We start from the raw sequence: 21,401 nt of genomic DNA, 5'->3' as shown, positions 1-21,401 counted from the left end.
GGTTAACTGATTTTCATTTTACCCTGAACTGGCCTGACAACAAAGGAAGAGCTTTTTGAGAAAAAGGATCTATGTCTGACACAATGATGCTGGCTACCATTAGGACGATCCGTTATTTCAAGGAAATAAACGCAATGACAAGACGTTACCTGAAAATATTGCTGGTGGGGAGCCTCTTCACCCTTAGCGCCTGTGCACAGCAAACCGAAGTCCGTCAGATGAAACAGAGCGTCAATACGCTCAATACGGCGATGGACAAGCTAAACAAAGAAACGGTGAAGATCACCCAGCAAAACGCGCTGAACGCGAAATCTACCAGCGGGGTGTACCTGCTGCCGGGGGCGAATACGCCTGCCCTGTTGAACAGCCAGATTGGCACGCTAAAAATGTCTCTGGTGAATGTGGCGGCGAATGCCGATGGTACTCGCGCAACATTACGCATCAAGGGAGAGTCCAACGATCCGCTTCCGGCCTTCAGCGGCACCGTCGAGTGGGGCCAGATCCAGGGCACCACGGAGAACTACCAGGAGGTGAACGTGAAGAATCAGCTCTTCACCGCCCCGGCCAGTGTTTTAGCACCCAGTGATGTGGATATTCCGCTTCAGTTAAGCGGCCTTACGCCGGAACAGTTAGGCTTTATCCGCATTCACGACATTCAACCCGCCGCGCAGTAATCCTCTCTTTTTTAGCGGAGTGAAATGTCACTCCGCTAACATTTACATTTCGTATGGATTGGCAACATAAATGATTGCCGCTACAATCCCGGCCGTTTAAAGTACGCAAACGTGAACGCAATCGATTACGCGTATGAGAGATATGTGAAACAACACATATTTTTGTGAGCAGGGATTCCTATAATAGGCACCGCAGAAACACGAAATATTTAGAAACGCAATTCGCGCATTTTTCACTCCCGGAAGGGAATTTCAATCAGTGGCATGATTATGAAAAAAACATTACTCGCAGCTGGCGCCGTGCTGGCACTGTCCTCTTCTTTCACTGTTAACGCAGCGGAAAACGACAAACCACAATACCTCTCCGACTGGTGGCACCAGAGCGTTAACGTGGTAGGCAGCTACCACACGCGTTTCGGACCTCAGATTCGTAACGATACCTACCTGGAATATGAAGCGTTCGCCAAGAAAGACTGGTTTGATTTCTACGGCTACATGGATGCACCGGTCTTCTTCGGTGGTAACTCTCAGGCTAAAGGTATCTGGAACCACGGCTCCCCTCTGTTCATGGAAATCGAACCACGCTTCTCCATCGACAAGCTGACCGGCACCGATCTGAGCTTCGGCCCGTTCAAAGAGTGGTACTTCGCGAACAACTACATTTACGACATGGGCCGCAACGAGTCCGGTCGTCAGAGCACCTGGTATATGGGTCTGGGTACGGACATCGACACCGGCCTGCCAATGAGCCTGTCTCTGAACGTCTATGCCAAATATCAGTGGCAGAACTATGGCGCTGAAAACCAGAACGAATGGGATGGCTATCGTTTCAAAGTGAAATACTTTGTGCCAATCACCCAGCTGTGGGGCGGTAATCTGAGCTATATCGGCTTCACCAACTTCGACTGGGGTTCAGATCTGGGCGATAAGAGCGGTTACGCAGAGAACGGTATTAAGCAGCGTACCAATGACTCCATCGCCTCCAGCCACATCCTGGCGCTGAACTACGATCACTGGCATTACTCTGTTGTGGCACGTTACTGGCACAACGGCGGCCAGTGGAACGACGACGCTAAACTGGTATGGATGAACGAACACGTCCGTTCTACCGGTTGGGGTGGTTACCTGGTTGTAGGTTACAACTTCTAATCAGTGCGGGTTTCGCCCGGTGGCGCTACGCTTACCGGGCCTACGACCCAAATGTAGGCCGGGTAAGGCGTAGCCGCCACCCGGCTTTTTACTGCCTCACCTTGCGCAAAAAATCCGCCAAAGACCTGTCCGCACTTTCGCTAAACCGCCTTTCCGTAGCCACAATATTGAGGCATCTGTCGAGCCGGAAACAGCGATAGTCATCGCGCCGTTCACACCACGCCGCCAGCAGCCAGCGCTCTCCCCAGAAGAACAGCCCCAGCGGCTGAACCTCACGTTTAGACAACTGTCCTGCTTCATCACGGTAATGCAGCGCCAGCACCTGCTGGGCGGAAATTGCCTGATGGATCCTGTCAAAATCGCTGCGGGAGTGGCTTTGCATGCAAAAATCCGGGGCGTAGATCCGCGTCTGCTCCGCCTTTCGACGACTCTCCTCGGGCAGAATCGCCAGCACCTTTTCCTGAGCCGACTCCAGCTCGCGCGACAGCGATTCCCCTCCCCAGGTTTTGAGCAGGCGAATCGCGACGATCAGCGCCTCGGACTCCTTATTTGTCAGCATCAGCGGCGGCAGGTCAAAGCCCGACATCAGCCGATATCCGCTCCCCGCCTCACCTTCCACCGGCACGCCGGAAAGCGACAGGTCGCGGATATCGCGGTAGACCGTGCGCTCGGATACGCCAAGCCGGTCCGCCAGATGCGCTGCCGTTGTCAGACGCCTGCCCCGCAGGATCTGCACAATCTGAAACAAACGGTCAGCGCGTCGGGTCATTTCTTAGTTCGCTCTCAGGCAGGTTGATGGAGGCCGACGCGGTTACCCTCGCTGTCGGTAAACAAGGCGATAGTGCCAATGCCATGCGGCAGTTCCAGCGGGCCAAACACGCACTCGCCGCCCGCAGAGGCGATGCGATCGAGCGTTGCCGCCAGATTGTCAGTATGCAGGTAAATAATAGCGCCCTGCAAAGACGGTGTAACGCCGTCAAATTTTGCCAGGGCGCCTCCGGTGGCGGGATCCTCATGCGGGAAAACGGCCAGCTCCGCACAGTCCATTTTCTCGCGACGCAGCGCAAGCTGCATCACCGGCTCATAAAATTTAATCGCGCGATCCATATCCGAGACCGGAATTTCAAACCAGTTAATGACGCTTTTCATACATCCTCCTGCCTGTTGTTTGGGTTCAGAAGGAGTCTACGACAGGGCTCCTGACAGCATACTGTCAGGAGTGTTTGTCAGGAGCAGATAAAAAAATCCCGGTCAACAGACCGGGATTTTGATACGCAGTAAACGTCGCCTTACGGCAGAATGGACGGCTGATCCGCCCCTTCTTTTTCGACTTTCTGCTGGAGCAGGTGCTCGCGCTTCATGCCGAGTTTCAGTGCCAGGGCGGACGCAACGTAGATAGACGACGCCGTACCGATGGTGACACCAATCAACATGGTCAAGGAGAAGCCTTCCAGAACCGGACCACCGAACAGGAACAGCATCAGGATCACCATCAGGGTGGTACCGGAGGTGATCAAGGTACGGTGTAGCGTCTGGGTCAACGACACGTTAAAGATTTCGTACGGCGTACCGCGACGGATCTTACGGAAGTTTTCACGGATACGGTCAGATACCACGATACTGTCGTTCAGTGAGTAACCGATGACGGACATCAGGGATGCCACAATCGTCAGGTCAATCTCAATGTGGAACAGCGACAGTATGCCCATGGTGATCACCACGTCGTGCGCCAGAGCGATAACCACACCGGCCGCCAGTCGCCACTCAAAGCGGAAACCGACGTACACCAGGATGGAGATCAGCGCCACCAGCAGCGCCATCGCACCGGTCTGCGCCAGGTCAGCACCCACGCTTGGGCCGACGAACTCAATACGCTTAACCGCCGCGTTCTGGCTGGTTGTTTCGTTAATCACGCTAACAACCTTACTGCCCAGCTCCTGGCTGCCGTTGGCATCGTGCACCGGCGGCATACGCACCATGATGTCGCGGCTGCTGCCGAAGTTCTGCAGCAGCGGCTCTTCAAAGCCCGCTTTCTGCAGCGATTCGCGCATCTGGTCCATATCAACCGGTTTTTCCAGGGAGATTTCAATTACCGTACCACCGGTAAAATCGAGACCCCAGTTAAAGCCTTTCACGCCCATAATGACGATGGACAGAATCAGCAGGAAACCTGAAATGCCGAAGGCCCAGTAGTCCCAGCGCATAAAGTCCCAGACTTTACGGCCGTGGTTCAATTGTTCAACAGTATATTCCTGTGCCACAACGCACTCCTCAGATAGACAGCTTTTTGACGCGCTTGCCGCCGTACAGCAGGTTCACGATGGCACGGGTGCCGACAATAGCGGTAAACATTGACGTTGCGACACCGATACCGGTTGTAATCGCAAAGCCTTTGATCGCGCCAGTACCCACTGCATACAGGATAAGAACCTTAATCAGTGTTGTTACGTTCGCATCGAAGATAGAGCTGAACGCGCCTTTATAACCTTCATCAATCGCCTGCTGAACAGAGCGACCGTTGCTCAACTCTTCTTTGATACGTTCGTTAATCAGTACGTTGGCGTCGACCGCCACCGCAAGGGTCAGAACGATACCCGCAATCCCCGGCATGGTCAGCGTCGCTCCCGGCAGCAGGGACATGATGCCGATAATCAGCACCAGGTTCGCGATCAGCGCGGAGGTCGCAATCAGACCAAACTTCTTATAGAAGAAGATCATGAACAGGATAGAGACCACCAGACCGGCCAGACACGCTTCCAGGCCCTGCTGGATGTTTTGCATACCCAGAGTTGGACCAATGGTACGTTCTTCAACAATCTGAATTGGCGCTATCAGCGCACCGGCACGCAGCAGCAGGGAGAGCTGACGCGCTTCGTTCGGGTTGTTAATACCGGTAATGCGGAAGCTGTTACCCAGACGGGACTGGATATTGGCGATGTTAATCACCTCTTCCTCTTTCACCAGCACAGCACGGCCGTTTGCATCTTTCTTACCGCTGTCTTTGTACTCCACGAACAGGGTCGCCATCGGTTTACCGATGTTGTCCTTGGTGAAGTTAGACATGATGTTACCACCCGCGCTATCCAGCGAGATGTTAACCTGCGGCTGGTTGTATTCATCCTGGCTCGACGTGGAGTCGGTGATGTGGTCACCGGTCAGAATCACGCGTTTGTACAGCACAACTGGCTGACCTTCGCGGGTCTGTTTCACTTCGGAGTCACCCGGAATACGGCCAGAAGCGGCAGCAGACTGGTCAACGTTGGTATTCACCAGACGGAATTCCAGCGTTGCGGTCGCACCGAGAATCTCTTTCGCACGCGCGGTGTCCTGGATACCCGGCAGTTCAACCACGATACGGTCAGCACCCTGACGCTGTACCAGCGGCTCGGCCACGCCCAGTTGGTTTACACGGTTACGCAGAATGTTGATGTTCTGCTGAACGGCATATTCACGCGCTTCTTTCAGGCGCGCATCGGTCATCACCGCGCGCAGCTGGTTGCTGCCCTGCGAGGAGATCACCAGGTCACGATGACGTTGGGTCAGGTAATCTACAGCCTGATCGCGCGCCGCGCTGTCGCGGAACGTGATGCTCATGCCGTAGTTATCTTCTTTACGCACGGTGGTGTAAGCGATGCCTTTATCACGCAGATCGCTGCGCAGGCTGTCGATATTCTGTTCCTGCAGCTTGCCGAGCGCGGTATCCATATCCACTTCCATCAGGAAGTGAACGCCGCCACGCAGGTCAAGACCGAGTTTCATTGGCTCTGCATTCATCGCAGCCAGCCAACGCGGGGTTGCAGGGGCAAGGTTAAGCGCCACGACGTATTTATCACCCAGCACGCCCATCAGCGCTTCACGTGCGCGGAGCTGCGTGTCGGTGGTGTCGAAGCGAGCAAGAATTGCGCCCTCTTCCAGTGCCACAGACTTAGCGGTAATTTTTTCTTCTTGTAACGTTTTCTGGACCTGGATCAGCGTTTGCTCACTGGCGGCGACACCGCGCGCGCCAGTGATTTGAACAGCCGGATCCTCACCATACAGGTTGGGAAGCGCGTACAGCAGGCCGACGAGAATCACGACGACCAGCATGATGTACTTCCACAAAGGATAACGGTTTAACACGGCAGTTCCCTTTGGGAAAAGTTGGGATTACAGCGCCTTCATGGTGCCTTTCGGCAGAACGGCAGCTACGAAGTCACGTTTGATGACCACTTCAGTGGTGTCGTTCAGGGCGATTGCAATGTAGCCACTTTCAGCCACTTTGGTTACGCGACCGACCAGACCACCGTTGGTCAGCACTTCATCGCCTTTCGCGATGGAGTCCATCAGCTTTTTGTGCTCTTTGGTGCGCTTCTGCTGTGGGCGCAGGATCATGAAATAGAAGATCAGACCGAACACAACCAGCATCAGAATCAGAGACATTGGGCTGCCCTGCGCTGGAGCGCCTGTTGCTGCTACCGCATCAGAAATAAAAAAGCTCATTCAAATTCCCTCATTATTAAAATTAATCAACGTTCAACGGTGGAACATCCCGCCCCTGACGTTGGTAGAAATCGGTCACGAAGCTCTCTAATTTACCCTCTTCGATAGCCTTACGTAAACCAGCCATTAAGCGCTGATAATAACGAAGATTATGAATGGTATTGAGACGTGCGCCCAAAATCTCGTTGCAACGATCGAGATGATGCAGGTACGCACGAGAATAATTGCGACAGGTATAGCAATCGCACTCGGAATCGAGCGGGCTGGTGTCACTCTTATGCTTCGCGTTACGGATTTTCACCACGCCATCGGTAACGAACAGATGGCCGTTACGCGCGTTGCGGGTTGGCATGACGCAGTCGAACATATCAATGCCGCGGCGTACGCCTTCAACCAGATCTTCCGGTTTGCCCACGCCCATCAGGTATCGTGGTTTATCCGCCGGGATTTGCGGGCAGACGTGCTCCAGAATGCGGTGCATGTCTTCCTTCGGCTCACCCACAGCCAAACCGCCGACAGCGTAGCCATCAAAACCTATCTCTACCAGACCTTTAACAGAGATATCGCGTAAATCTTCGTAAACGCTGCCCTGGATAATGCCGAACAGCGCATTTTTGTTCTGCAGGGAGTCAAAACGGTCACGGCTACGCTTCGCCCAGCGCAGAGACATCTCCATGGAACGCTTGGCGTAGTCCCAGTCGGCCGGATACGGCGTGCATTCGTCGAAGATCATCACGATGTCAGAGCCGAGATCGTACTGAATCTCCATTGATTTTTCGGGATCGAGGAAAATTGGATCGCCGTTGATCGGGTTACGGAAGTGAACGCCCTGCTCGGTGATCTTGCGGATATCCCCCAGGCTGAAGACCTGGAAACCGCCAGAGTCGGTCAGGATAGGGCCTTTCCACTGCATGAAGTCGTGCAGGTCGCCGTGGAGCTTCATGATCTCCTGACCCGGACGCAGCCACAGGTGGAAGGTATTGCCGAGGATAATCTGCGCGCCCGTGGCTTCAACTTCTTCCGGCGTCATCCCTTTTACGGTGCCGTACGTGCCCACAGGCATAAACGCGGGGGTTTCCACCACGCCGCGATCAAACACCAGGCGACCGCGGCGCGCGCGACCGTCGGTGGTATCGAGTTCAAATTTCATTTTTTCTCCGACGTCAGAAAAACAGTCCAACGTTGTAAAACGGTGCCGCGGACTTATTCCCCGACACGCTCATTCAAAGCCTGCGGATTGTACGTGATAAACATCGCGTCCCCGTAGCTAAAAAAGCGATATTTTTGTTCTACCGCAGACTTGTAGGCATTCATCGTATGCTGATACCCCGCGAACGCAGAGACCAGCATAATCAGCGTCGATTCAGGCAGATGGAAGTTGGTCACCAGCGCGTCAATCACTTTGTACTGGTAACCCGGGTAGATAAAGATCTGCGTATCGCCAAAGAACGGCTCAATCAACTCGCTTTTCGCGGCCTGCGCGGCGCTCTCCAGCGAGCGCACCGACGTCGTACCGACCGCCACGACGCGGCTACCGCGCGCTTTCGCCGCCAGCACCGCGTCTACGACATCCTGCGGCACTTCAGCATACTCAGAGTGCATGATGTGGTCTTCAATACTGTCCACGCGCACCGGCTGGAAGGTTCCCGCCCCGACGTGCAGCGTTACAAACGCCATCTCAATGCCTTTCGCGCGCAGTTTTTCCAGCAGCGGTTCATCAAAGTGCAGGCCTGCCGTCGGGGCCGCGACCGCGCCAGGCTTCTGGCTGTAGACGGTCTGGTACAGCTCGCGGTCAGCCTCTTCGTCCGGACGCTCAATGTACGGCGGCAGCGGCATGTGGCCGATGGCGTTCAGAATATCGAGCACCGTGCGCTCGTCGTTGAACTCCACCTCGAACAGCGCGTCGTGGCGCGCGGTCATGGTCGCCTTGATGCTCTCGTCATCGCCCAGCAGCAGCTCCGCGCCCGGCTTTGGCGCTTTGGATGCGCGAATATGTGCCAGAATACGTTTATCATCGAGCATACGTTCGACCAGCACTTCAATCTTGCCGCCGCTGGCCTTACGGCCGAACAGGCGCGCCGGGATCACGCGGGTATTGTTAAAGACCAGCAGATCGCCAGGGTTGAGCTTGTCGAGCAAATCGGTGAAAGTACCGTGCGTCAGCTCGCCCGTTGGCCCATCCAGTGACAGCAAACGACAGCTGCTGCGCTCAGGCATGGGATAGTGAGCAATCAGGGATTCAGGTAGTTCAAAGGAGAAATCGGCGACGCGCATGACGTATACTCGTGACTTAAAAACAGGCGGCATAGTCTAGTGCTCACACCCTTTTGCTGCAACAACTAGCCGCCCCCGGACAAATAAAACGCATGAATTTTCTCGCTCACCTGCATCTCGCTCACCTCGCTGACAGCTCCCTGTCCGGCAATTTGCTGGCCGATTTCGTACGCGGCAACCCCGCGGAAGCGTACGCCCCTGAGGTTGTCGACGGGATTTTTATGCACCGCCGCATCGACGTGCTGACGGATAAGCTGCCGGAAGTGACGGAAGCCAAAGCGTGGTTTCGGCCGGAAACGCGCCGCGTCGCACCGATCACGCTTGATGTGATGTGGGACCATTTCCTGTCGCGCCACTGGGCACAGCTCTCGCCGGAGCTTCCCCTGCCGGAATTTGTGCGTTATGCCCATCAGCAGGTGTCGATCATTCTGCCCGACTCGCCGCCGCGCTTTGTAAATCTGAATAACTACCTGTGGTCAGAGCGCTGGCTGGAGCGCTATCGCGAGATGGATTTCATTCAGAACGTGTTGAATGGGATGGCGAGCCGTCGCCCGCGCCTGGATGCGCTGCGGGATTCCTGGTATGACCTGGATGAACATTACGATGCGCTGGAGACCCGCTTCTGGCAGTTTTACCCGCGCATGATGGCGCAGGCGAAAAACAAACAGCTCTGACAGAATTCGTATTGATAGGTAAAAGCTGGCGGAACGATTGTCACCACCTCTTTGTCTTATCCATGAACACTCTCTATACTGGCTCGCGTTGCGTTCCAAATAACCTTAGTATCTACAGGAGAATCATATGGTTCTGGTAACTCGTCCGGCTCCGGATTTTACAGCTGCAGCAGTTCTGGGCAACGGTGAAATCGTTGAAAACTTCAACTTCAAACAGCACACCAACGGTAAAGCGACCGTTCTGTTCTTCTGGCCAATGGACTTCACTTTCGTTTGCCCGTCTGAGCTGATCGCGTTCGACAAACGTTATGAAGAATTCCAGAAGCGTGGCGTGGAAGTGGTTGGCGTCTCCTTCGACTCTGAGTTTGTACACAACGCATGGCGTAACACCCCTGTCGACAAAGGCGGCATCGGTGCGGTGAAATACGCAATGGTTGCGGACATCAAACGCGAAATCCAGCAGGCTTACGGTATCGAACATCCGGACGCTGGCGTTGCGCTGCGTGGTTCCTTCCTGATCGACGCAAACGGCATCGTTCGTCACCAGGTTGTGAACGATCTGCCGCTGGGTCGTAACATCGACGAAATGCTGCGCATGGTTGACGCGCTGCAGTTCCACGAAGAGCACGGCGAAGTGTGCCCGGCTCAGTGGGAAAAAGGTAAAGAAGGTATGGCAGCTTCCCCAGACGGCGTAGCTAAATACCTGTCTGAGAACGTATCCAGCCTGTAATCGGCACGGTTTACGAGAAAGGCCCGCTTATGCGGGCCTTTTTTTATGCCTTGCGCTGCGTTTCCCGCCAGATGCGCCAGGCCATGCCCGCCAGCAGGAGCACGCCCGCGATCAGCACGCTCCACACCAGCAGGGCGTTCATCCAGCTCGCCCGCTCGCCTGCAGAGGTGGCGTTTAGCCGCCCCTCACCGCCCAACGCGACATCATCCAGAATATCGGCCTGCGGCAGGTTCGCCATATCATAGGTCTTGCGCAGATCGGCTGGGATCAGCATGTCAGGTTCCACCTGTGCAGGCTTTGCGGCGCCGTTGCCCCAGGCGAGCACGTACGGCGCTTTACCCTGCGCGTTGAACACCAGGTCATAGCGGTCGCGATGCCCCGTGACGCTCGGCAGGTATTCTGGCAGACGCGCATTCAGCGTCGTGATTTTCACGGCCTGCACCAGGTCCCCGTTAAGCGAAACCGGTCCGGATGTTTTCCCCTCCAGGCGGTAAATCACCTCTTTTTTCAGGGGATGCCATGTGTCTTTTTCCGTACGCCGCCACGCGATCTCCACGGGAAGGACGCCATCGCCGTTCAGCGAGATGCTGACAGCGCTCAGCGGCTGCGGACGCGTCCAGCGCCACTGCGCTTCGGTTGTCGATAGCTGCTCCCCTTTCCCCTCAAGATTGATCTCTTCCGGGGCCGCCTGCGCAGGTGCGCTGATTGCGTTTACGCCGGTCAACGTTACCCCCTGGCTCTGCGTATTCAGCACCACCATGAGATAGCGATTCGCCTCGGGAGATAAAACCGTGTCGGTATCGATCCGATCGAGCTTAAGGCGATCCTGGCCGCTGGCGACGTCCAGCAGCGGCATATCTTCGCGAAGGGTATACCAGCGCTTAAGATCCTCGCTGTAATAGACCGACGCCGTTCCCTGCCACGGCGTCTGCGGGGTATTCCAGAGCAGCTGCAGCTGGGATATGGCCAGCTCACCCGTCGTCTGCTCCGGCAAGCTCAGCAGGTAATGTTGCCCGGCTGCGGCGGCTTTTTGCCCCTCCAGCACAATCTCAACGCCGTTTCGGGAACGGAGCCGGATCTTATCGCTGTCACCGCCGTCTGAGGCAGCCGCGAGCGGCGAGGCGTCCAGCGGAAAGAGGCGCAGCGCCGTAGACTGCACTGTGGCCTGCGGGCGCGTCGCGGCGATCAGGCTAAAGGGAACCGGCTCACCCGACTGGTTAAAGACGCGAACATCATGCAGATCCGCGGATGTGCTCTGCTCATAGACGGCAAGCGGCAGCATCACTCGATACCACCGGGAAGGAACGGACGTGTCGAGTGAACGACCAAAGGCGTAGTCCCGTGGCGATTCCGTTGGTACCTCGTCGCAGAACGCCGGGCCGGAAAGCGCCAGCAGCGCGGTACACGCTACCAATTTCATCCATTTCATTTTTCATCTCCTGTTTTTGGCGGTAGCGGCGAGAAATAGCCCACTATCAGTACCAGTATCGCCACGCCGATAAACGCCACCGCGCGCGACAGACCGCCTCCGCCCGCGCTGTCCACCAGCATCAGTTTAACCATCACCACACCCAGCAGCGCGGCCCCGCAGAGCCACTCCTGCCGGGAAGCCCGACGGGTGGCATGGATCATGACCACCAGCGCACTCAGCATCCAGAACAGGGCAAAGCTGGTCTGGATAAGCCGCGAATCCCACAGCGATGCCATATTCCAGGCCACGTCGCCGTACCAGGCCAGGGCGCGCATCAGCGCACCGTTCAGCCACCAGAAGCCAAACGCCATGAGCGCGACGGCAGGCCACGGACGCGCTTGCGCAAGCAATGCCGGGTAGTAGCGGTCCACCGCCCGATAAAAGACCACCAGCCCCAGCAACGCGAACGCTGCGCCTTCCTCAAGCGGGTTTACCAGCGGGAGCCAGGTTTGACGATAGACCACGCCGTCCTGGAAATTGGTCACCACCAGCAATACCAGCAGCGCCACGACGGCAGGGATCGGTGCCAGACACGCATAGAGCGCAGGCCATTCCCGGAACGGCCACGCGCGACGCCGTACCGCAGCAGAGAGCGCCATAATCACCCCGCCGCCTGCGGCCATCGCTAATCCGCTGCCCCAGGCCGCCATGCCCCACGGCAGAGACCGGGCAAACCAGTAAAGCTCGGCGGCCAGCGCCAGTAAAATCATCCAGCACAGCGACAGGTGTAGCCCCATCGCGATACGCGGCAGAACCCTTTCACCATCGCGCCGCAGCAGCATCAGCGCGGCAGGAAGTGCAACGCACCAGGCCAGGTTTGACCAGCCGGCGGCAACGATCTGCTGATGCCAGATCTGATACCCCACCACCAGCAGCATAACCGGCCACAGCAGCCATTTGCTGGCGTCCAGCTCTCGCCACGCCAGACGAGCGGCCACCTGCCGCCAGCCCCAGGCTGACGCCGCCGTCAGCGCCAGCACGCCCGCCAGAATCGGTAATTCTTTCGTAAGTACAAGCTGCGACGCACCCAGCTGCGCTACCAGCCAGAACAGCAGCCCGCCTGCCAGCAGCGCCCAGCTGACCGGCAGAAAAAGAGTCCGCCACAGCCAGGCCGCTGCCAGCCAGCAAAGGCTGAGGATGGCGAAGATAAGGAGCAGGCTCAGCGACGTAACGCCGTCCGTTTGCGCCCACAGCGCGCTGCCGAGGGCCAGCACCAGCAGCGCCGTCCCGCTATAGCTCATGCGCCGCTGGTGCTGCTGCACGCCCAGCCAGAGAATACCCAGCCCCTCCAGCGCCCAGGCCATTGCCGTCCAGCGCGCCGACAGCGCCAGCGGAATGGCGAGCGTGGCAAACCCGCCGCCGATCGCCAGCGCTGCCATGACCAGCGGCCGTCCGAGGGAGGGATAGCGCCGCAGCGCGAGGTACGCGAGGGTGAGATAAAATGCGCCGTATCCCAGCGCGCTCAGCGCCGGGCCATATTCCCAGTATCGAGTCATGCCGTACTGCATCCCGAAGCCGATCAGCGGCGGGGCAAACAGCAGCACGCCGTCAACGATCTGCTTCCCTTTCTCCTGCGCCCGCAGCGACAGCGCCACGCTCAGCACGCCGAAGATCAGCGTATTGGCAATCAGGAACAGCTGGCAGATCCAATAGTCTTCAGGCTGGTAGTCATTCAGCCCCCACAGGCCGCCCACGCCGAACGTGAACAGCAGCCCGAGCAGGTTCAGCTCGCGCCAGTGCTGCCAGATGCTGATAGCAAGAATGCCGATAGACAGCAGGAGATAGAAAGAGAACAGCGCGACAAAGCTGCCGCCCCCGGTAGACAACAGCAGCGGCGCAAGGTAGCCGCCGAGGCTCGCCAGCATGGCCAGGCTCAGCGCCTTCTGCAGCACCGCCAGCCCGACGCTCGCCGCGCAGATCACCACCAGCAGCGCAAAAGCCAGCATCATCGGCAGCATTTGCCAGAGCCGGAAGGCGCCAAACACCGTCAGGTAGAGCACGCCGGTCGCCCCGCCCTGGAGGATCAACGCATAGACGCGCTGCCTGTGCCGCAGTCGCCACCCGACAGCCAGCAGAACAATGGCAAACAGCGCCGCTGCCACGAGGCGCAGCTCAAGCGGGAACAGGGAATGTTCGACGGTATAGCGCAGCAGGAAAGAGAGGCCGAGGAAGAGCAGCAGAATGCCCAGCTTCGCCAGCGGATTGCCCTGCATGAACCAGCGCGCCAGCGACGTCAGGATGCCGCCAAAGGCTGAAGGCTGTTTTGCCGCAGGGGTCGGGGCCTGGGAGGAAGCGGGTTCTGCCACCGCTGCGGGAATATCGGGTCGCCAGGGGTCGACAGGCGCGGGAGCGTCCTCCACCACTGGCGCGGTAATTGCCTCCGGCGCGGCGGTCTGCACCGGTTCCAACGCGTTCTCAGGCACGCCGCGCTGCTCAAGCGCCTCTATGCGCTGGCGTAGCCGGGCGATCTCCTGCTGCGCCGCCGTACTGCGATTAAACCCGATAACCGCAAGCACGGGCGCAACCAGCAGCGCAAAAACCAGGAATAAACAGCCAAGGATGTAAAGCTCGTCCATGTTTCCACCTTCACCGTAAACGATCCGTTAAGATTGACACAAATCGTTGCATTTGCGCCATCTTAAAAGGTGGAAACAATAGCGTATTAGCTGCCGAACCAGATCGTCGCGGATATTGCAGGCAGCGCCAGCACGCCGTCCTGTATCGTCGCCTTGCCCTCTTTGCTCTTCCACGCAGCCACCTTCAGCAGCGGTGAATCATCCAGCACTACTTCGCAGGCCTCGCCCCGGTTGATCGCCACCAGCACGCGCTGCTGGTTATAGACGCGAGCAAACACCACCACGTTATCGTGGGCGTACACCACCTGACAGCCGCCGTAGCGCAGGGCGAGACTCTGCTTACGCAGCTTCGCCAGCCGCTGATACAGGCTGAACAGCACTTTGTCCTGTTTCTCCGGCGCCCACGGGAAGGTTTTGCGACAGAACGGATCGTTGTTGCCGTCCAGCCCCACCTCGTCTCCGTAGTAGATGCACGGTACGCCCGGCCAGGTGAAGAGCCAGGTCACCGCCAGCGGCAGACGCGCGACGTCCTTGCCCAGCAGGGATTTAAAACGCGCGGTATCGTGGCTATCGAGCTGGTTAAACATCCGCAGCTGCTGCTGATGCGACAGCCCGGCGCGGTAGTTCTCCATCCACGCTATGCAGGTTTCCGCGTCGATATGATTTGGATCGTAGGAGATATCGGTGTTGGCGAGGAATCCCCACAGCGGAAAGGTAAAGCCGCGATAGTTCATCGCCGCATCTTCCGCATCGTTCTGCAGCCACTGGCGCGCGTCTCCAAAGTGCTCGCCAAAAACGAACGCTTCCGGCTGTGCGGCTTTTGCCGAGCGCGTTATGCCGGCGACGTGCTGAAGGTTATTCCGCGCCCCGCCCGCTTCGCCGAGCATATGCACCACGTCCAGGCGCCAGCCGTCCATATTCCACGGCGCCTTCAGCCAGTGTCGGACGATGCTGTCTTCGCCGCCGTAGATTTCATTAACGAGCGTTGGCGACTGGAAATCCAGCTTCGGCAGGCTCGGGTAGCCCAGCCAGTCCAGCGCGCGGCCCTCCTCGTTAAAGCTGTACCAGTCGCGCTGCGGCGAATCCGGGTTATGACATGCCCCGCCCATCGACTGGTTATGCCGATCAAACCACGCATGCGAATCGCCGCTGTGGTTGAACACGCCGTCCAGGATCAGGCGCATCCCCTCTTTTTGCGTATTCTTACGCAAGCGCAGCAGCGCCTCGTCGCCGCCAAACTGCTCATCAACGTGGCGATAATCTTCGGTATCGTATTTGTGTACGCTCGGGGCTTTAAACACCGGGTTGAGGTACAGCGCCGTCACGCCCAGTTTTTTCAGGTACGGCAGCTTTTCGCTGATACCGTCGAGATCGCCGCCGTAGAAGGTCGAGCCGCCCGCCTGCGCGGTTAACGGCTCATCCCACGCATTCAGGATAATGTCGTGGCCCGCTGCATGGTGGTAATAGATCTTATCCTGGTCGGCAGTGCGCTTTTCGCTGCGCGCAAAACGGTCCGGGAAAATCTGGTAAAAGACCTGATCGTTAACCCACTGCGGGCCGTTATCCGGATAATCGACCGCAAACTGCTCCAGCCGTGCAGGCGGGAAACGGCTAAACCCCTGCGGGGTAAACCACAGCTGACGGTTGTTCCACAAAAGCTTAAAGCTGTAGCGGCGGCGCGGCTGTCCGCTGTTCAGGTCGATATTCGCCCGCCAGGCGGTGATACCCGGCTGCGGCTGGCTGCGCAGCTTGTGCATTTTCAACCCGGTCTCTTCGTTATCGATTTCGGCGCGGAGCGTCACGCGATCGGGCTGGTTTTCCCCCGCCAGCCAGAGCGTAATCACAAGGTTGTCTTTGTTTTGCTTAACAAATGGGGCAACCGGAAGGTGCCAGGCGTTTAACATCACGAATCCCCTCTGATGAAATTGACGTCACCTTGCCACAGGGTGGTTAAGGATAGCTCACCATGATGGGATTTATTGGGGGAGGAGGACGGGGGAGGAGTTTTTTGGGGGGTAAAAGGGAGTGTAGGCCGGGTAAGCGCAGCGCCACCCGGCATTTTTACCTTACTGCGCTTCCGCCAGCTGACGGTCGCGGCGGCATTTGAACACCCAGCCCACCAGCAGCAGCACGATCCACGCGCAGCCCACGTAGAGCGAAATGCGGGTGTCCGGATGGTAGCCAATCAGGCCAATGATAAACGCCAGGAAGATCAGCCCCACGACGGTGGTCGCCACCCCGCCCGGTACTTTGAACTTCAGCGCTTTCGCCTCATCCGGCGACAGGCGACGGCGGAAGGCAATCTGCGACAGCAGGATCATGATCCACACCCACACCGTCGCGAAGGTCGCCAGGGATGCAATCACCAGGAAGACGTTCTCCGGCATGATGTAGTTCAGATAAACCGAGAACAGCAGCGCCACGGTCATCACCACAACGGTCACCCACGGCGTGCCGCGGCGCGAGGTTTTGGCGAACACCTTCGGCGCGCTGCCCTGCTCTGCCATGCCGTGCAGCATACGACCCACGCCAAAGACGTCACTGTTGATCGCCGAAAGCGACGCGGTCAGCACCACAAAGTTGAGAATGCTAGCCGCAAAGGCAATGCCCATATGCTGGAAGGTCAGGACAAACGGGCTACCGTTGGTACCCACCTGATTCCACGGGTAGATGGACATGATCACAAACAGCGTACCCACATAAAACACCAGAATACGCATCGGCACCGAGTTGATCGCACGCGGAATGGATTTCTCCGGGTCTTTCGCTTCACCGGCAGTGATACCGATAATCTCGATACCGCCGTAGGCGAACATCACCATCTGCAGCGACATCACCATGCCGAGCCAGCCGTTGCTGAAGAAGCCACCGTTGCTCCAGAGGTTATGGATCCCGGTCGGCTGCCCGCCGTTGCCAATCCCCCAGATGATGATCCCGAAACCGGCCACAATCATGATGATAATGGTGGCGACCTTGAAGAAGGAGAACCAGAACTCCAGCTCACCGAACACCTTCACGCTCATCAGGTTGACGGCGCAAATGATCAGCACCACGCTCAGCACCCAAATCCAGTGCGGCACCGCCGGGAACCAGACGCCCATATAGATGCCAAACGCCGTCACGTCGGCTATTGCCACGATCAGGATTTCGAAGCAGTAGGTCCAGCCGGTGATAAACCCGGCCAGCGGGCCGAGGTTTTCCTGCGCGTAGCGGGAGAAGGAGCTGGCGGAGGGGTTATGAACCGACATTTCGCCGAGGGCGCGCATGATGATATACGCCGCCACGCCGCCGATGATGTACGCCAGCAGCACGCTTGGACCGGCCATTTTGATGGCATCTGCCGAGCCATAAAAAAGACCGGTGCCGATAGCCGAGCCCAGCGCCATAAAGCGGATGTGGCGCGTGCTCAATCCACGTTTAAGTTTGTTAGTGCTTTCCATTTAAATCTTGCCATTCAACACGAAAAAAACAAAAAACCACGGGGCCTTAAGCCCCGTGGTTAAACAGTTTGTTGCCGTTGATTAATGGGCGTTCGATGCGACCTGACGCCCTGCAGCACGATCCCAGATAACCGCCAGAACCAGTGCAACAACGGTAGGCATCAGCCAGGCCAGACCCTGCTCGGACAGCGGCAGACGCTGTGTCCAGGCTGGCAGAATTTCAGCGAACGCTGATGCTTTAATCCCGTCAAGGATACCAAAAATCAGGCTGATAAACATGGCTGGCGCAATAATTCGTGAGGAGTTGTTCCACCACGGGCGGGTGAAGCTCAGCACCACCAGCACGATGCACGGCGGATAGATCGCCGTCAGTACCGGAATAGAGACCTGAATCAGGTGGCTCAGACCGAGGTTGGATACCGCCATGGAGAAGATACCGAGGATAAACACCAGGGTGCGGTAAGAGAGCGGCAGGTACTGCGCAAAGAACTCAGCACAGGCGCAGGTCAGGCCAACCGCGGTGACCAGGCAGGCCAGGAAGATGAGCGCCGCCAGCAGCATACTGCCCGCACCACCGAAGGTGTGCTGGACGTAGGCGTGCAGGATAGCCGCACCATTCGCGTTCTGATCGACCAGCATCGCGCTATCGGAGCCCAGGCGGAACAGCGCCAGATACAGCAGCGTCAGGCCTATACCGGCCATCAGGCCAGCCCAGATGGTGTAGCGGGTCAGCAGACGCGCTTCGGTCACACCGCGGGAACGCGCGGCGTTAACGATAACGATACCAAACACCATCGCGCCAAGCGTATCCATCGTCAGGTAGCCGTTCACAAAGCCGTTAGAGAACGCGGCGTTTTTATAGGCGTCCATCGCGTCGCTAATCGGGCCTGCAGGCCAGACGATAGCCGCCACCGCCAGAACAATCAGCGCCACAATTTTCAGCGGAGCCAGGAAGTTACCCACGGTATCCAGCAGCTTGCCCGGATAGAGGGAAACCAGAATCACGATAGCGAAATAGATCAGGCTGTAGATGAACAGCGGCATCGCGCCGTCACCGGTCAGCGGAGCAATACCCACTTCAAAGGAAACGGTCGCGGTACGCGGGGTGGCAAACAGCGGACCCACGGCCAGGTAGCAGACGGTAGCCAGCAGAACGCCCGCCACTTTGCCAATCGGGGTGCTGAGGCTATCCACACCGCCGCCGACTTTCGCCAGCGCGATGACGGTCAGCACCGGCAGACCCACGGCAGTAATCAGGAAACCAAACGCGGCGGTCCAGACGTGTTCACCCGCCTGTAAGCCAACCATTGGAGGGAAAATGATGTTGCCTGCGCCAACGAACAGCGCAAATGTCATAAAGCCCAGCGCGATGATGTCACGCGATTTTAAGTGATGGGTCATAAAACCTTACTGCCTGTGGATGTGGTGTTGAAAACATTGAGATTTTCGCTGCCCCTGACGGGACGATACAGCCGAAAATTTGCTCAATTTTAGCGGGATATGCTCCCGTCCTGGCGTGGAGAAGAATAGTTTTTCGATTTACCACGCAAATACAGTCGGTCTGACAGTATCTGGGGGGCAATTTAAACGCTTATAACGTTTAAAGGCAAGGTGGGATCGTAAAACCAGAACAATATGCCAGCATGAAAATACACTCCAGCACAATACGCTAATTATAAGAAAAACCCATGGCTAATCATGCGAACAAAAAACAGCCAGCCGTATAAAATTCACACGCGTTTCGCTTGACTGCAAAGCAAACGGGCCAGCGATGGCTGACCCGTGGAAAGGTAAAATGACACACCTGCCGTCAGGCGATCTTTTTGGCAATTAATCGTTCCGGGATCACGAAGCTGAAGCGGGTTCCTTTACCCAGGGTACTCTGAATATCGAGACGACTTTCATGGTGATTCACCGCGTGTTTCACAATCGCCAGCCCCAGGCCGCTTCCGCCCGTCTGCCGCGATCGCGCTTTATCCACGCGATAGAAGCGTTCGGTCAGACGCGGAATATGCTCCGGCGCGATCCCCGGCCCGTTGTCCTCCACGCTAAACTCGGCCCCCGTTGGGGTATGCTGCCAGCGCACCACGATCTCCGTCCCTTCCGGCGTATGGTTTACCGCGTTATACACCAGGTTGGAGATAGCGCTGCGCAGCTCATCTTCACTGCCCAGCACCTTTAGCGTGTTGTCGACCTCAAAGGTCAGGTGATGCTTTTTGTGGCTTAACGTCTGCGCTTCACGCTCCACGACCCGCAGCATCATCGGCACATCAATAGTGTCATTCAGCGCGAGCGTGGGTGCCGCTTCAATCTTCGAGAGCGTCAGCAGCTGCTTCACCAGGCCTTCCATCCGGTGCGTTTGCTCGCGCATGGTGTGCAGCGCTTTTTCACGCGGCGCACCTTCCAGCGTTTGCTCCTGCATCATCTCCAGGTAGCCCTGCAGCACGGTCAGCGGGGTACGCAATTCGTGACTGACGTTGGCGAAGAAGTTGCGGCGCGCCCCTTCCAGCTGGTGCATCTGGGTGACATCGCGCGCCACCATCAGCCACTGCTTATCGCTGTAGGGCATCACGCGGATCTCCAGATGGCGACCGTTATTGAGCTTGAGATTGTGCGGACGGGTAAAATCACGCTTTTTCAAATACAGCGTGAACTCGGGATAACGCAGAAGGTTGAGGATATTCTGGCCATTATCGTCCGGCCAGCGCAGGCCCAGCAGCTGCTGCGCCAGGCCGTTACACCAGAAGATCGTCCCTTCTTCGGTGGTCAGAATGACCGCATCCGGTAGCGACTCCGCACCGCTGCGAAAACGCTTAATCAGGCTTCCCAGCTCGCGGCGGCGCTTTTTATTTCGCATCTGCATCTGGTGCAGACCGTACAGCAGCGGCTCCCAGCTGCCGCTTCCGGGCGGCGGCGTCATGCTTCGGTCAACCCACAGCCACCAGGAGAGGCGCAGCAGGTTCCAGAAATGCCAGATCAGCAGCCCGGTGACCGACGCCAGCAGAAACCACGGCAGATGTCCAAGAAAGGCCCCCAGAATGAAGGCCGGAATACAGCATAAGATCAGTTCAAAGACGAGCCTTTTCCATGACAGACGTTCCAGCACGCGTCACACTCCTGTCATTGTTCAGAAACGGGTAGAAAAACGATAACCCGTGCCGCGGACCGTCTGCACCATGCGATCGTGGCCGCTCAGTTCCAGCGCTTTTCGCAGGCGGCGGATATGTACGTCAACCGTCCGGTCTTCGACATACACGTTAGTTCCCCAGACGTTATTCAGCAACTGCTCGCGGCTGTACACGCGTTCCGGGTGGGTCATAAAGAAGTGCAGAAGTTTAAATTCGGTAGGCCCCATGTCGAGGGGATTTTCACCGGTCATCACGCGGTGAGAAGTCGGATCAAGGCTCAGCCCCTGCATCTCAATCACCTCTTCCACCGCCATCGGCGAAATACGGCGCATCACAGCTTTAATGCGGGCCACCAGCTCTTTGGGGGAGAACGGTTTGGTAATGTAATCGTCCGCGCCGGTCTCCAGACCGCGCACACGATCCTCTTCTTCTCCGCGCGCCGTAAGCATCACAACCGGGATGTCGCGGGTCAGCGCTTCACGCTTCAGGTGTTTGATAAACTGCAGTCCGGAGCCACCGGGCAGCATCCAGTCCAGCAGAATCAGATCGGGCCAGGGTTCATTCAGCTGGTTCACTGCGCTGTCATAATCTTCCGCTTCAACCGGCTGGAAGCCGTTTTGCTCGAGCACGAAGCACACCATTTCACGAATTGGAGCTTCATCTTCTACGACCAGAATACGTCTCGCCATACTTTGCCCTGTCTTATCTTATTTACGTTACAAGTTTGTAATTCGGCGCCATTATGCGTCAGATTTATGACAGATTTATGAAAAACAGTACCACTATAAATGGCAAACTGTTGTTTT

The 21,401-nt window shown here is 57.2% G+C and carries 18 protein-coding genes; 4 read left to right on the top strand and 14 right to left on the bottom strand.

Going from position 1 to position 21,401, the window contains the following annotated elements; all coding sequences use genetic code 11:
- Positions 1-134 precede the first annotated feature (134 nt).
- Together L362_RS21995 and L362_RS22000 are read left to right on the top strand one after the other, a co-directional pair.
- Positions 135-674 carry a SadB/YajI family lipoprotein gene (locus L362_RS21995; protein WP_008503338.1) on the top strand — a complete coding sequence of 180 codons (540 nt, stop codon included), beginning with the start codon at positions 135-137 and terminating at the stop codon, positions 672-674.
- A 270-nt stretch (positions 675-944) separates the two neighbouring features.
- Positions 945-1,823, top strand: coding sequence for a nucleoside-specific channel-forming protein Tsx (locus L362_RS22000; RefSeq protein WP_025912622.1), 879 nt, complete (start codon positions 945-947; stop codon positions 1,821-1,823).
- A gap of 88 nt (positions 1,824-1,911) precedes the next feature.
- On the opposite strand, the gene L362_RS22005 is transcribed toward L362_RS22000, so the two are convergent.
- From L362_RS22005 to queA, 7 genes are all read right to left on the bottom strand, one after another.
- The gene (locus L362_RS22005; protein WP_008503340.1) at positions 1,912-2,592 is read right to left on the bottom strand and encodes a helix-turn-helix transcriptional regulator; all 681 of its coding nucleotides are present in this window, start codon (positions 2,590-2,592) and stop codon (positions 1,912-1,914) included.
- Positions 2,593-2,606: 14 nt separating this feature from the next.
- Positions 2,607-2,972, bottom strand: a complete 366-nt coding sequence (locus tag L362_RS22010) for a VOC family protein (protein ID WP_008503341.1) — start codon at positions 2,970-2,972, stop codon at positions 2,607-2,609.
- Positions 2,973-3,112: 140 nt separating this feature from the next.
- Positions 3,113-4,084 (bottom strand): protein translocase subunit SecF, encoded by a 972-nt coding sequence (secF, locus tag L362_RS22015; RefSeq protein ID WP_008503342.1) that lies wholly within the window; start codon positions 4,082-4,084, stop codon positions 3,113-3,115.
- A gap of 10 nt (positions 4,085-4,094) precedes the next feature.
- Positions 4,095-5,942 carry a protein translocase subunit SecD gene (gene secD / locus L362_RS22020; RefSeq protein ID WP_021241665.1) on the bottom strand — a complete coding sequence of 616 codons (1,848 nt, stop codon included), beginning with the start codon at positions 5,940-5,942 and terminating at the stop codon, positions 4,095-4,097.
- A 27-nt stretch (positions 5,943-5,969) separates the two neighbouring features.
- Positions 5,970-6,302: a preprotein translocase subunit YajC gene (gene yajC / locus L362_RS22025; protein ID WP_000007630.1), complete on the bottom strand. Its 333-nt coding sequence runs from the start codon at positions 6,300-6,302 to the stop codon at positions 5,970-5,972.
- 22 nt (positions 6,303-6,324) lie between these two features.
- A complete protein-coding gene (gene tgt / locus L362_RS22030; protein ID WP_003859110.1) occupies positions 6,325-7,452 on the bottom strand; it encodes a tRNA guanosine(34) transglycosylase Tgt in 1,128 nt (375 codons plus the stop codon).
- Between the two features lie 53 nt (positions 7,453-7,505).
- The gene (gene queA, locus L362_RS22035) at positions 7,506-8,576 is read right to left on the bottom strand and encodes a tRNA preQ1(34) S-adenosylmethionine ribosyltransferase-isomerase QueA (RefSeq protein ID WP_008503345.1); all 1,071 of its coding nucleotides are present in this window, start codon (positions 8,574-8,576) and stop codon (positions 7,506-7,508) included.
- 92 nt (positions 8,577-8,668) lie between these two features.
- Between queA and acpH the strand changes: the two genes are divergently transcribed.
- Entirely contained in the window at positions 8,669-9,250 is a 582-nt protein-coding gene (gene acpH / locus L362_RS22040) for an ACP phosphodiesterase (RefSeq protein ID WP_021241667.1), read from the top strand.
- 127 nt (positions 9,251-9,377) lie between these two features.
- Positions 9,378-9,980 (top strand): peroxiredoxin, encoded by a 603-nt coding sequence (locus tag L362_RS22045; protein WP_008503347.1) that lies wholly within the window; start codon positions 9,378-9,380, stop codon positions 9,978-9,980.
- Positions 9,981-10,023: 43 nt separating this feature from the next.
- On the opposite strand, the gene L362_RS22050 is transcribed toward L362_RS22045, so the two are convergent.
- From L362_RS22050 to phoB, 7 genes are all read right to left on the bottom strand, one after another.
- A complete protein-coding gene (locus L362_RS22050; protein ID WP_023343481.1) occupies positions 10,024-11,409 on the bottom strand; it encodes a DUF3999 domain-containing protein in 1,386 nt (461 codons plus the stop codon).
- Positions 11,406-14,027, bottom strand: a complete 2,622-nt coding sequence (locus L362_RS22055; protein ID WP_023343480.1) for a DUF2339 domain-containing protein — start codon at positions 14,025-14,027, stop codon at positions 11,406-11,408. Before L362_RS22055 ends, L362_RS22050 begins: the two co-directional genes overlap by 4 nt.
- An 86-nt stretch (positions 14,028-14,113) precedes the next feature.
- Positions 14,114-15,931 (bottom strand): maltodextrin glucosidase, encoded by a 1,818-nt coding sequence (malZ, locus tag L362_RS22060; RefSeq protein WP_023343479.1) that lies wholly within the window; start codon positions 15,929-15,931, stop codon positions 14,114-14,116.
- A 162-nt stretch (positions 15,932-16,093) separates the two neighbouring features.
- Positions 16,094-17,467, bottom strand: coding sequence for a proline-specific permease ProY (gene proY / locus L362_RS22065; RefSeq protein WP_023343478.1), 1,374 nt, complete (start codon positions 17,465-17,467; stop codon positions 16,094-16,096).
- Positions 17,468-17,548: 81 nt separating this feature from the next.
- On the bottom strand, positions 17,549-18,868 hold the full coding sequence (gene brnQ, locus L362_RS22070) for a branched-chain amino acid transporter carrier protein BrnQ (protein ID WP_023343477.1): 1,320 nt from the start codon (positions 18,866-18,868) through the stop codon (positions 17,549-17,551).
- Between the two features lie 409 nt (positions 18,869-19,277).
- Entirely contained in the window at positions 19,278-20,573 is a 1,296-nt protein-coding gene (phoR, locus tag L362_RS22075) for a phosphate regulon sensor histidine kinase PhoR (protein WP_008503264.1), read from the bottom strand.
- Between the two features lie 21 nt (positions 20,574-20,594).
- A complete protein-coding gene (gene phoB / locus L362_RS22080) occupies positions 20,595-21,284 on the bottom strand; it encodes a phosphate response regulator transcription factor PhoB (protein ID WP_008503265.1) in 690 nt (229 codons plus the stop codon).
- Between the last annotated feature and the right edge of the window lie 117 nt (positions 21,285-21,401).

The organism is Enterobacter sp. MGH 16, assembly GCF_000493175.1.
Taxonomy (GTDB): domain Bacteria; phylum Pseudomonadota; class Gammaproteobacteria; order Enterobacterales; family Enterobacteriaceae; genus Enterobacter; species Enterobacter roggenkampii.
This window is presented reverse-complemented; position numbering and strand designations above follow the sequence as displayed.